Source organism: Nonomuraea sp. NPDC003804, from assembly GCF_040610675.1.
Taxonomy (GTDB): domain Bacteria; phylum Actinomycetota; class Actinomycetes; order Streptosporangiales; family Streptosporangiaceae; genus Nonomuraea.
In genome coordinates this window covers 93,453-105,456 of the sequence record NZ_JBEXMT010000023.1, presented here as the reverse complement: position 1 = coordinate 105,456, position 12,004 = coordinate 93,453, and the positions used below count along the sequence as shown (strand labels likewise).

Sequence of the window (12,004 nt, the reverse complement as noted above, 5' to 3'; positions counted from 1 at the left end):
CGTTCTCCTCAGGGGGTGAAGAAGGTCTGGAGGTGGCGGTTGACCGGGTCCGGGCAGTCCAGTTGGGGAGCGTGACCGCAACCGTCCAGGATGACAAGCTGCTCGTTCGGGAGCAGCTCGGCGAAACGGTGGGCGCGCTCGACCGGCTGGATGGTGTCCTGCTTGCCCCACAGGACCAGGGTCGGGGTCTTGGTGGCGGGCAGGGCGCGCTCGGTCTGCGCCCAGTCGAGACGGCGTTCCAGCAGGTAGGTGGCGCGAATGTTGTCATGGAAGGTCATCGGCGCCCACCACTCGTCCAGCAGCTGCTCGTTGACGCGCTGCTTGTTGACCATCATGCCCTCGGCCAGGCCTCGGACGGTGGACTTGGCGGTGGACAGCTTGACGGCCAACTCGCCGACGACCGGGATCTTCAGCGACTCCCACATCAAGGTGCCGGGCAGGTCCAACCCGGTGGCGTCCAGCAGGGCGAGCTTGGTGACACGATCGGGGTGGCGCTGCGCGAAGGCCAGGGCCCAGCCGCCGCTCCACGAATTGCCCGCCAGGGCGGCCTGCCGTACACCCAGACTGTCCAAGAACGCGCCGACGGCGGAGACCATCGCATCCACGTCGAAGCCGAAAGCCGAGTCCTTCAACTGGGTGTAGCCCTGGCCAGGCAGGTCGACCACGTAAACGGTGTGGTCGCGGGCCAGCACGTCGAGCTGGTCCTTCCAACCGACGACCGAGGTGCCGCCGGGCGAGAGCAGGATCACCGGCGAGCCGGATCCGGCCTGGACGTAGTGGAAGCGGGCGATCGGGGTGTCGGCGTAGCGTGAGCCGACCTGGGCCAGGTACGGCGAGCGGAAAGCGCGGCCGTCCTCGGCCGGCTGCCAGCCGTACGCGCCGACCAGCATCACGACCACCAGCAGCGCGAGCGCACCCACCAGGCAGCGGGGCCAGCGCCGTCGCTTGACGGTGGTCTGAGGTGTGGTGTCAGAGCGAACCATGGTGATCCTTCGGTCTGATGAAAGCGTTCACGCGTCTAGACGGGCCGGTGAGGGGCACCGTGACAGGCACCGCGCGTGATCCGGCTCACACAGCGAGCACCTGCTCCTCCGCCTTGAGCTGCCGGTTCTCCTTGACGAGGAAGTAGATCAGCAGCCCGCTCATGAGGAAGTGCCCGCCCGCGGTGTACAGGCCGGGGAAGTAGCCGCCCTTGAGGATCGGGAAGACGAAGTGGGCGACGCCGTTGAGCAGGCCCGCGCCCAGGGCGTACCACCACAGGAAGAAGTTGGCCACGCGGATCCGGTAGAGCGCGCCCGCACCAGCGAAGAAGTACAGGGCGCCGAAACCGAAGACGAAGACGAGGAGGAACTCGTTCTCCGGCCAGTCCCGCGGCGAGTCGAACAACTCGACGATCTCGTGCGGGAAGCCGCCGGTGTACTCCTCGGCCATGTGGATGAGCTGGAAGCCCACCGCGCATAGGTAGACGGCGATCACCCTCCTGGACTTCACTGGGCGGGTGTAGCTGAAGGCCATCCAGCCGCTCCAGCCCAGCACGCTGGCCACCACGAGGATGACGGCGCCCTGGATGGGCAGGGTGAGCAACGCCCAGGTGCAGAAGCCTGCGGCGAGGACCGCCATCACGGTCGCCGAATACGGTTCAGTTCGCTTGGTCATGGCCGGAACTGTAGGAAGATCGCTACTCCGGCCGCCTCCGTCACGTGACTGATGTGCCCCGACGGCTCATCAGTCACGTGACGGAGGCGCTCGGCCCACGCCCCGGCCTAGCGTCTCCGTCATGAAGTCGATCAGCCTGGCGGCGCTGGCGGCCGCGCTGCTGCTGGCGCTGTCGCCAGCCGCTCCTGCGGTGGCGCACGTCGTCGAGGCCGGCGCGGACCTGCGGGTGACGCAGACCTTCGCAGCGGGCGAGGTCACGCTCGTCATCGCCGGGGTCGCGCCGCTGCGGGTGAGTGCCCAGGCCTTCCGCCCCGTGAGCCTGGACCTGGAGCTGCGCTCGCTGACCGACGGGAGCAGGTCGACCGGTTCGGTGCGCGCCGGTCGTGAACCCGCCTTGCTGCGGCCCGGCCGGGCGGGCCCGCACGAGCTGCGCGTCCGCACCGGTGACGAGGTCTCCGTGATCCCGTTCCGGGTGCTGGTGCCCGCCGGCGCGTGGTGGACGATGATGGGCGACGGCGCGGTGCTGGCGCTCGGCCTGCTACTGGTGGGCGGCGTGCTGGCCAACAGGATGTCCCGCCTCCTGGTGGGCACCGCGAGCGCGGTCGCCTCGGTCGCGGCGGTCGTGATGCTGCTGAAGCCGTACCTGCCTCCAGACCAGCAGACGCGCGCCGAGCCCGGCCGGCCGTACGCGCAGGGACGCTTCTCGACGCAGCCCGCCCGGCCCGCCACGGGCGCCGAGTTCACCCTGACCCTGCAGCTGGCCGACGGCGCGACCGGGCGGCCGGTGGACGACCTCGCCGTCCACCATGAGGCCCTGGTGCATCTGGTGGTGACCAGCCAGGATGGTGCCGTCTTCCGGCACGCGCACCCGTTGCGGACCGCGCCGGGTGTGCTTGCCGTACGGCTGAGCCTCCCGCAGCCAGGCCGCTACTTCGCCCACACCGAGATCGAGCGGCAACAGTCCGGCGGCCAGCTCCTCACCGGAGCCTTCGAGGTTTCCGGTACGGCCCTGCCCTTCTCCCAGGAGACCGTCGTGCCCCGCCTCACACCCGCTGCGCCGGTCGCCGGCAGCCCGGTGACCATCGAGATTGGCACGGAGGGAGCGATCCAGCCCTGGCTGGGCATGCCCGGCCATCTGATCGTCAGGAGCCAGGACGGCGCCCACCTGGCGCACGCCCACGGGACCCAGACCGGCGCTTCCGCGCTGCGCTTCACGCTCACGCTCCCAGATCCGGGCCGCTACCTGGCCTGGGCTCAGTACACCGAAGGAGGGCGGCTCATGACGCGGCACTTCACCCTGAAGGTGGATCGATGAGATACGCGGCACTCTGCCTGCTGGTGGCGGGCGTGCTGTTCGCCGTCACCGCCCGCTGGATCGGCCCCGAGAGCGTGGAGGCGGCGGGCACGCGCTACACCGTCACCGTGCTGCAGGCCGATCGAGTCGAGGTGCGGGTGACCTCGGGCGAGGCCGGGGAGGTCACGCTGGCGGCCGCCATGCCGAGCACGGGCCACGCGCTGCCGCCGGTCGGCACCGTGCGAGCTGACCCTGGCCGCTTCGTCGCGACGCAGGACTTGTTCACCATGAGCGGCGTGTGGGAGCTGGCGATCACGGTGTCCGGGGATCGAGGCGAGGAGCTGATCACAGTCACCATGCTGGTATGACGGGAAGGAGCATCAGTCGGGTGACGGAGGCGGCTGACGAGAGTCCCGGACTAGCGTCGCGGCATGAAGCTGATCAATGACCACCTGGCCATCAAGGCCCGCGTGATCCCCAAGACCGGCGACGGTTTCCTCATGTGGCCGGCGAGGCCGGCACCTGGCGCGGCAGCTACTTCGCCTCTCCGCCCAGGCAGCTGGCAGCCCGCCTCAAGGCCATGACCGCGGGCATCGGGGCACTGGAGGCGAACGTGTTCCGCGCCGTCATGCGCACGCCCGGTGAGGGCGACGAACTGCTGACCGCCCGCGGACTCCGGCCGGCGCGCTACGACATCGTGGTGCTGTTCCGCACCGCGTCCGTGGACGCCGCGCTGGCACTGCGCGAGAGCGTCGCCTACAAGGAGATCGCCAAGGCCTTGGGCAGCGCGGCCCGCCGTTACCACGAGATCGTCGCCGCCAACGCCGGGATGCTCGGCGATGTGGACCACAGCAAGGACCACTGCTTCCTGTTCAACTACTTCTACGCCGACGACCGCGAGACCCTGCTGAAGGTGTGGGAGTACACCGCCGGCTGGTTCCAGACCAAGACGGCCCTGCCCAACTCCGCGCTGATGCAGCCGCTGGAGGGCGAGCCCGCCGACTACGGGCTGGTCAACCACGCGAGCTGGCCGAACTGGCGGACCTTCCTGCCCAGCCTGATGTTCCGGCCGACCTTCCGCAGCTTCGTGCTGGCCAACTTCAAGGCCAACGGCGTCGCAGCGCAGCCGATCATCTATCGCCGAATCGGCAGGAGCTGACATGTCGAAGACCGTCCTGGTGACCGGTGCCTCCACCGGAATCGGGCGGGCCACCGCGCTGATGCTGGCCCGCCATGGTTTCACCGTTCACGCCGGGGTACGCAAGGAAGCCGACGGGCAGGCGCTCGGCCCCACCATCACGCCGATCAAGCTCGACATCACCGACCCCGGCCAGATCGCCGAAGCCGCCGAACACCTGGGCCATCTCGACGCCCTGGTCAACAACGCCGGCATCGGCGTCACCGGACCGCTCGAGTTCGTCCCCCTGGACTCGTTGCGCCGGCAGTACGAGGTCAACGTCTTCGGCCAGGTGGCCGTCACCCAGGCCATGCTGCCGAAGCTGCGCGCCTCCAAGGGCCGCGTCGTCACCGTCGGCTCGGTGGGCAGCTGGATCACCCTGCCCTTCGGCGGCCCGCTGTGCTCTTCCAAGCACGCCATCCGCTCGCTCAACGACGCGCTGCGCATGGAGCTCAAGCCGTACGGCGTGGCAGCGGTTCTCATCGAACCCGGCTCCATTCACACCGACGCCGTCGACAAGCTGGAGGACGAGGTCGAGCCTCGCCTGGCCTCGCTCGGCGAGGAAGGGCGGCGGCTGTACGGCCAGGCCTACCGCACTATGACCATCAGCGCGCTCAAGGAAGAGCGCACCGGCTCCAGCCCTGACGTGGTGGCCCGCGCCGTCCTGCACGCCCTGACCGCGCGCAAGCCCCGCTCCCGCTACCCCGTCGGCAAGAAATCCCGGCTCATGAGCACGCTCGGCCGCATCGTCCCCCAATACACCCTCGACCGGCTGCGCCTGCGCGCGCTGGGCCTGTCCTGAACGGAGCACCCATGACCCAGCTCGCCGGAGCTGATGCCCTTGTCCCGCTCGATCCCGTCTTCGCCCAGCTCGCCGTCGGCGCCGGGCACAACCTGTGGGGACTTGCCCACCTGACGACGCGGGAGAAGGCCTTCGTCTGCCTGACCGCCGACCTGTGCCACCCGCACCTCGACCTCCCCCTGGCCATGCATGTGCAGATGTCCCTGGCCAACGGGGTCGAACCCGAGTCGATCAGGGAGCTCTACCGCCACCTGGCGCCCTACGTCGGCTACCCCATCCTGGTCACCGCCTTCCAGCGCCTGGCCGAGCTCGGCCTGCCCGAAGCGCTGGATGCCGACCCGGTCGAGCCGGTCCCGCTGCATGGCGCGCTGGCGCATGCCGTACGTGATCTGGAGAGGGTGGATCCGGGGCTGGCCGCCTTCACCGAGGACCAGCTGGCCCAGCGCTGGGCCAGGCCCGGCCTCACAGTCCGCGAGCGGGCGATCGCCTGCCTGGCCGTAGACGTCCTCTACCAGACCCTGGGCGAATCGCTGCGGCTGCACGCCGAGCTGGCCAGATCCGCGGGAGCCACCGACGAGACCCTGCGTGACCTGCTGCGAGGCATGGCCGAATTCGGCCTCCCGCGCGTCTGGGCCGCCGCTCACGCTCTGGGCCTCTATCCGGTCATCGGTCGCCGAGCGTGAGTCGTGCCAGCTCGGCGCGGGAGGCGACGCCGAGTTTGGGAAAGGCCTTGTAGAGGTGGGAGGCGACGGTGCGCGGGCTGAGGAACAGTTGCGCGCCGATTTCGCGGTTGGATGCGCCGGTTACGGCCAGCCGTACGACCTGGAGTTCCTGCGGGGTCAGGACGGCCTGCCGGTCGCCGGCGCGGGCCTCGTCCGGCAGGGCGAGGCCGGTGGCGCGCAGCTCGGCGGCGGCACGGGCGGACCAGGGGTCCGCGCCGAGCCGGTCGAAGGTCTCCACGGCGGCCTGGAGCTGGGTGCGTGCTTCGGCGCGGCGCCGGTGGCGGCGTAACCATTCGCCGTAGACCAGCCGGGTGCGTGCCTCGTCGAAGGGCTGGCGGCCCTCGGCGTGCAGGGCCAGCGCCCGCTCGTAGAGGTCTGCGGCGGTGCTGGCGGAGGCCAGCAGCGCGTGGACCCGATGGAGGATGGCCAGCGGCGCGGCCCGGCCCGTGGAGTGGGCCCATTCGGTGTAGCGGCTCAGCCACGGCTGGGCCCGCGTCGGGTCGCCCACCCGGACGGCGGCCTCGATGTAGTCCGGCCAGCAGTAGCGCCACAGGAAGGCATGGCGTGAGGGGCCGGCCATCGCCTGGTCCACCCGGTCGAGCATGGCCTCGTAGCGGCCCAGCCCGAGGTCGAGGACGGCCCGCGCATGCTCGGCCCAGGCGACGCCCGGCATCCACCGGCGGTGATCGGCGTCTAGGATGGCCTGCTCGGCCATCGCCGCGCACTCCTGCTCGGCGCCGGCGACCGCCGACAACCAGGCGTGCACGCCAGCCAGGTAGCCGCTCCACATCGGCTGGCCGACGTCGGCCGCCAGGGCCAGACCGGTGATCACCGTGGCGCGCGCGGATCGGTGCTGACCGTCCAGAAGCTGGGCGATCGCCAGCAGCGTCATGGCCTGCGGCAGGCGTCCCAGACGGCCCTCCGCCCGGCATTCCTCGACCAGCCCGCTCGCCTCGGCGAGCATGCCGTCGTGGTCGGCGCGGACGATGGCCTGGAAGGCGATGAGGAAGCGCAGCTCAGGCGGGATGCGCTCGGTCTTGCCCGGTGTCGGGTAGGCGAGCGTGGTCACCGCCTGCCCCTCCAGGATCAGGCGTAAGGCGTGGTTGATCATGCGCACCACGGCGGGCAGTCCCTCACCGTCCGGGCACAGCTCCTCACTGCGGCGCGCCAGCGTGAGCTGGTCAGGGTGGGTGGCGCTGGCCCAGGTGTAGTAGCCGGCCATGCTGAGCAGCGACAGCCTCGTGGGCATGTCGTCGGCCACCTCGGCTCCCTGGTGCAGCAGCCGCACGGCCTGCAACGGCCGACCGGCCTCGATCTCCAGTTTCGCCCGCACGTAGGCCAGCTCGGCCTGCTCGGCCAGCCCTACGGGGACCGGCCCTGCCAGGGCCGTCCCCGTGTCCGTCGTCTGGTCTGTCGCCCGGTCCTTTGCGCGGTCCACGAGTTCACCCGCGCGCTGCCACAGGCCCGCCTCGGCCGCGGCCCCAGCCGCCGCGGTCCACCGGCGCACGGCCTGACCGGGATCGGCCGACAGCTCCGCCGCCCGAGCATAAGCCGCCGACACCGCCGCCTGACCACCGCGTCGCCGCGCCCGCAACGCCAGACTCTCCAACTGCCCGGCAACCTCCTCATCGGGCTGTACGGTGACCGCGGCCAAGTGCCAGGCCCGCCGATCGTCATCGACCGTGGCCGCCAGCGCCCGGTGCACGGCCATCCGGGCGGCGATGTCACAGGCCAGCAGCACCGCGGTGCGCACCAGCGGGTGATGAAAGGCGACACCCGCCGGGCCCACCCGCACCAGGCCCGCCCACTCGGCCACGGCCAAATCGCCCAGTGAGGCGCCGAGCAGGCCCACCGCGCGCGCCAGGACGTCCAGCTCGTCGTGGTGTTCGAGGGCCGCCACCAGCAGGCCGAAGCGGGTGGCCTCGGGCAGCGCCGCGATCCGGTCGCGGAATCCGATCAGCACCCGGTCCGTCGCGGGCTGTGCCATACCGAGAGAGAAAGACAGCGGGACGAGGGCGCCCTTACGCTGCTCCGGGGTGAGCATGCGGGGCAGCTCGATCAGCGCGAGCGGGTTGCCCCTGGCCTCGTCCAGCAACTGGTTGCGCACAGCAGGCGGCAGGTCAGGCGTCTGCTCGGCGAGAAGGCTCCGAGCGTCTTCGGCATTCAGCTCGCCCAGCCGTAACTCGGGCAATCCCCTCGCCGGGAAGCCGCCCTCGCGCGCGGCGAACAGGACGGCTACGGGCTCGGCATGCAGCCGACGGGCGGCGAACACCAGTGCGTCGGCCGACTCGCCGTCCAACCACTGCGCATCATCGACCAGGCACAACACCGGGCCCGTCAGCGACAGCTCCACCAGCAGACTGAGCGTCGCCAGCCCGACCAGAAAGCGATCCCCCCGGGTGGAGCCGCCCAGGCCCAGCGCCCCGCGCAACGCCTCCGCCTGCTGCGACGGCAACGCCTCGACATGCTCAAGGACCGGGCGGAGCAGCAGATGCAAGGCGGCGAACGGCAGGTCGGCCTCGGACTCGACCCCGGTCACCCGCAGCACCCGCGCATGCGCCCTCGCGGCGGACTCCAGGAGGGCCGACTTGCCGATGCCCGCCTCACCGCAGACAACCAGAGCGCCGGAGCGGCGCTCCAGCAGCTCACCGATGACGGACTGCTCCACTTGACGCCCGTGCAGCATGGCACTCCACAACCTCATGTGACGTAGGGGAAGCACCACGGCCCCCCGATGGACGAGGACAGCAAAGGGAACTGCTGAGACGAACTGGGCGAAGCAATCACTCACGGATTCGGAAGACGGGGTGACGAGGCGCGATCCGATGAAACTCCGGCAAGGGGGCAGTCGGCCCCAGCCCTAAGTGCGGCCTTGCGCCAGGCGCGGCGGCGAGGTAGTGGCGCAGGATCTCGGCGCGCTGCTGGGACGGGATCTCCTCAAGCAGGATCGGGGTTTCGCGACCCCGACGGCGGAGCACGGCCCTACCGCCCCCGGCCCGGACGTTCCGCACCCAATTCGCGTCCGGACCCAGCATAGACACGAGAAACTCGGCGCCGCGGTAGGCTGCGACCGCGACCGGAACCGAAGTGGCCTTCCCGCTGTGGCGGCCCATCACCTTCAGCACCGCACCATGGCCAGGTGAAAGCCGCCGAGCCCCATACACCAGGACATCAAGCCGGTTCATGAGCCGCATGAGCGCGCCGGCCCGCCCTCGTCGATACATCGCACGCTTGAGTGCCACAACCCCGCACACAACAGCATGGCCGGTCCTCCGCATCCCCCGGCCTTCGGTCATACCGCCCTTCTCCACTGCGCGATCACTGCCAGGCCTGGAATGCACGGAAGGACCAGCAGCCAGCTCAGGAGGGGCGCAAGGCCGACATCACCCGATGTGTCCTGGACGGTCAGCGCGGCGATCGCGATGCAGATCGCTATCCCGAGCAGCCCGGTCGCCAGCCAGGGAGCCCAGCGCTTACGGAATCGGACCGCCCAGATCGTCCCGAACCAGCCGAGGAGTCCCAGTATCCCGATCGTGGACAGAATCGCCAGATACGCAGCAACAGCGGCGTCGATCGCACCGGGCTCGTAGGCCGGATAACTCGCCTTGATGTGGTCCGCCAAGACGGTCGTCGTGGACTGGTCGATGAACGGGAAGACGGCGGCGATCGCGGTGAGCCCCGCCCCGATGTACATCGTCGCCAGCGAGGTCCGGTTGCGCGAACTCTTCTTCGGCGTCGTCATGCCATGAGTCCTTCCAGGGAAGCGGGCCGGCGGACCGGTTCGTGACGGTGCGCGCCCGGGCGAAGCGGGATCGTCGCCCTACCCATCCAATTTGGATAGTCACTATCTCTAGAAAGTGACTCTAATATTCTGCTCTCCAGACAGTCAACGTCCAGTGACAGTCACACGCTTCAGCATTTGACTTCCTGCTACCCTGATCGAATGAGCGGGCTTCGCGAGCGCTGGCGAGTCAAGGCCATGCGCGCCATCCAGGAACGCGCCCTCGATCTGTTCGACGAGAGAGGGTTCGCCTCGGTCACGATCGAGGAGATCGCGGCCGCCGCCGAAGTTTCGCCGTCGTCGGTTTACCGCTACTTCGGCACCAAGGAAGGGATCGTGGTCGCCGACGAGTTCGACAGGTGGAGCCCGGAAACACTCAAGGACTCCCTCGACCCCGGCGATCCCATCGGCAGCCTGCTTCGAGCCGTCCGCACCTACGAATCCGCGCCGGAGGGCACATCCGTTTCCGACGACGGAGGCGAAGGCCGTCAGGCCGGGAAGAGCCCGTGGCGCAGGGTCCGCTACTTCTTCGCCGAGCCATCGGTCCGCATGGCCGTCTGCGCCAGTCTCGACCGCGCGAGCCAGCGGATCGCACCACTGATCGCCACGACTGGCGAGCTGACCGAAACACAAGCTCGCGTGATCACAAACGCCCTCGTCTTCGGCTACTTCGCTGCACTTGAGCAGTGGCACCTGGACGGTGGCAACCGCCCTATCGCCGACTACGTCGAGGAGGGCATGCGTCCACTACGCAGCATCTGGCCGTCCCCTGCCCACGAAGATCCCGCATAGCGACCGCACGGGCCCGGGACCACGATTCCCGCACCCAATCGTGACGGGAACACTGCGTACGGGCCCCTTTCACACCGTTGCGGATGTCCGGCGGAAGAAGTCGATCTGGTCGGCGACCACCCGTTCGCGGAGGCTGGGGTCGGTGTAGAAGGTGAAGTGGGTGCCGGGGTAGACACGCAGTTCGCCTCGCGGGGCACGGTCGGCCAGCTCCCGGGTGGTCTCCAGCGGTGTCTCCCGATCCGCGGCGGCGACGCAGACGAGCAGCGGGCAGGCCAGGCGTGCCGCGGCCTCGGCGGGCCGGTAGCGCATCATCCTCAGCAGCCCTCTGGGGGCGACGCTGTTGCGCCACGACGTGTTCTGGCCACCGGTCAGAGCCTGGATGTGCTGCTCGGCCTCGGGGCTCGCGGTCACGGCGAGCTCTCCGGGCTGGCCCACCATCTGGATGTAGTACGGCCGCAGGCCCAGCTTGCCCCGGACCGCGTCCCAGACGATCGCGCCGAGCAGCCGTAATGTTTCGCCGGTCGAGCGTCCCTCGACCTTCTTCGGGAATCCGTTGAACGGGATCTGTGCCACCACGGCGGCGATCTGAGGATCTCTAGCGGCCACGGTGATGACGTGCGCGCCGCCCAGCGAGTTGCCCCACAGTGACACCCTGCCGGGGTCGATCCGCTCGTGACCTCGGACGAAGGCCACGGCCGCGCCGATATCGACGAGCTGGCCGTCGATGTCGGGAAGCTGGCGCGGCTCGCCGCCGCTCTCGCCGAAACTCCGGTAGTCGAAGACCAGCGCCGCGATGCCCTCGGCGGCGAAGTGCTCGGCGTAGTCGAAGAGCCGGTCCATCGTCCCGCTGTAGCCGTGGCAGAGCACCACACACGGCACCTGCCCGGAGTCGGCGGGCAGGTAGAGGTAGCCGGCACAGCGGGCCCCGGCAGAGGTGAAGGACACTTGGATTCGCATACAGCTCATCTCCGCAGCAATAGACTGACTGCCGGTAAGTAGCGTAGCGAAGAAACTGACCGTTGGTAAGTTGGGTTAATGACATCGCAGCGGATTCTCGAGGCGGCGCGCACCCTGTTCGCCGCCCGCGGCTACCGCGCCACCTCCATGCAGGCGATCGCCGACGAGGTGGGCATCACCAAGGCCGCCCTCTACTACCACTTCGACTCCAAGGAGGAGATCCTCCGCCAGATCACCTTTCCGCTGCTGGACGAGCTGGAAGCGGTGCTTGCCGAGGCCGAGTCACACGGCGGTGCCGAGCAGGTGCGCTGGCGGGCGATCGAGGGTTACGTCGATGTGCATCTGCGCCACCGCCACACGCTCACCATGCTGGTCAGGGACATGACACTGCTGGTGCAGGCGCCGATCGCCGACCGCTTCCGCACCGCCATCGCACTAGCCAATGAGCTGGTGGCCGGCCCGGGCAGCGGCATCGAGCAACGAGTGCGAGCCTGCCAGGTGGTTGCCGGACTGGCCGATCCCGTGCTGCTTTTCCGTGACGAACCGGTCGAACGGCTGCGACACCTGATCCTGGACGGCGCCAGGGCGCTGCTGGGCGAACCGGCCGCGCCCCGCCCGCGCGGGCGCGCCCGGGGACGGAGCGGCGGACGGCGCGCCCTCCTCACCGAGGAGCAGGTCGAACAGGCACGTTCCCTGTACGCCGAGGGCCGCAGCGCCGAGGAGATCGCCGCCCGCTTCGAAGTCTCCAGAGCCACCGTCTATCGCCATCTCAAAATCTCATAGTTATGAGATTTGATTTCGAGACGGTGGAGTCGCCTGTCGC

General features: G+C 69.5%; 12 protein-coding genes. 7 read left to right on the top strand and 5 right to left on the bottom strand.

What is annotated here, in order from left to right:
• Positions 1–8: 8 nt before the first annotated feature.
• Together ABZX22_RS29155 and ABZX22_RS29150 are read right to left on the bottom strand one after the other, a co-directional pair.
• Positions 9–983 carry an alpha/beta hydrolase gene (locus tag ABZX22_RS29155; RefSeq protein WP_354914697.1) on the bottom strand — a complete coding sequence of 325 codons (975 nt, stop codon included), beginning with the start codon at positions 981–983 and terminating at the stop codon, positions 9–11.
• An 85-nt stretch (positions 984–1,068) separates the two neighbouring features.
• Positions 1,069–1,656, bottom strand: coding sequence for an HXXEE domain-containing protein (locus ABZX22_RS29150; protein ID WP_354914695.1), 588 nt, complete (start codon positions 1,654–1,656; stop codon positions 1,069–1,071).
• 121 nt (positions 1,657–1,777) lie between these two features.
• Here ABZX22_RS29150 and ABZX22_RS29145 point away from each other — a divergent pair, with 121 nt between their 5' ends.
• The 5 genes from ABZX22_RS29145 (at position 1,778) to ABZX22_RS29125 (ending at position 5,612) form a co-directional block, all read left to right on the top strand.
• On the top strand, positions 1,778–2,971 hold the full coding sequence (locus ABZX22_RS29145) for a hypothetical protein (protein ID WP_354914693.1): 1,194 nt from the start codon (positions 1,778–1,780) through the stop codon (positions 2,969–2,971).
• Positions 2,968–3,318, top strand: coding sequence for a hypothetical protein (locus ABZX22_RS29140; RefSeq protein WP_354914691.1), 351 nt, complete (start codon positions 2,968–2,970; stop codon positions 3,316–3,318). Before ABZX22_RS29145 ends, ABZX22_RS29140 begins: the two co-directional genes overlap by 4 nt.
• A gap of 134 nt (positions 3,319–3,452) precedes the next feature.
• The gene (locus ABZX22_RS29135) at positions 3,453–4,109 is read left to right on the top strand and encodes a hypothetical protein (RefSeq protein ID WP_354914690.1); all 657 of its coding nucleotides are present in this window, start codon (positions 3,453–3,455) and stop codon (positions 4,107–4,109) included.
• Between the two features lies 1 nt (position 4,110).
• The gene (locus ABZX22_RS29130) at positions 4,111–4,929 is read left to right on the top strand and encodes an SDR family oxidoreductase (RefSeq protein WP_354914688.1); all 819 of its coding nucleotides are present in this window, start codon (positions 4,111–4,113) and stop codon (positions 4,927–4,929) included.
• An 11-nt stretch (positions 4,930–4,940) separates the two neighbouring features.
• Positions 4,941–5,612: a carboxymuconolactone decarboxylase family protein gene (locus tag ABZX22_RS29125; RefSeq protein ID WP_354914686.1), complete on the top strand. Its 672-nt coding sequence runs from the start codon at positions 4,941–4,943 to the stop codon at positions 5,610–5,612.
• On the opposite strand, the gene ABZX22_RS29120 is transcribed toward ABZX22_RS29125, so the two are convergent.
• Together ABZX22_RS29120 and ABZX22_RS29115 are read right to left on the bottom strand one after the other, a co-directional pair.
• Entirely contained in the window at positions 5,593–8,355 is a 2,763-nt protein-coding gene (locus ABZX22_RS29120; RefSeq protein ID WP_354914684.1) for a LuxR C-terminal-related transcriptional regulator, read from the bottom strand. The genes ABZX22_RS29125 and ABZX22_RS29120 overlap by 20 nt on opposite strands.
• Before the next feature lie 588 nt (positions 8,356–8,943).
• Positions 8,944–9,393 (bottom strand): hypothetical protein, encoded by a 450-nt coding sequence (locus tag ABZX22_RS29115; RefSeq protein WP_354914682.1) that lies wholly within the window; start codon positions 9,391–9,393, stop codon positions 8,944–8,946.
• Positions 9,394–9,594: 201 nt separating this feature from the next.
• Between ABZX22_RS29115 and ABZX22_RS29110 the strand changes: the two genes are divergently transcribed.
• The gene (locus ABZX22_RS29110) at positions 9,595–10,224 is read left to right on the top strand and encodes a helix-turn-helix domain-containing protein (RefSeq protein WP_354914680.1); all 630 of its coding nucleotides are present in this window, start codon (positions 9,595–9,597) and stop codon (positions 10,222–10,224) included.
• Between the two features lie 69 nt (positions 10,225–10,293).
• On the opposite strand, the gene ABZX22_RS29105 is transcribed toward ABZX22_RS29110, so the two are convergent.
• Positions 10,294–11,181 (bottom strand): alpha/beta fold hydrolase, encoded by an 888-nt coding sequence (locus ABZX22_RS29105; RefSeq protein ID WP_354914678.1) that lies wholly within the window; start codon positions 11,179–11,181, stop codon positions 10,294–10,296.
• Between the two features lie 78 nt (positions 11,182–11,259).
• Here ABZX22_RS29105 and ABZX22_RS29100 point away from each other — a divergent pair, with 78 nt between their 5' ends.
• Positions 11,260–11,964, top strand: a complete 705-nt coding sequence (locus tag ABZX22_RS29100; protein WP_354914677.1) for a TetR family transcriptional regulator — start codon at positions 11,260–11,262, stop codon at positions 11,962–11,964.
• Positions 11,965–12,004 lie beyond the last annotated feature (40 nt).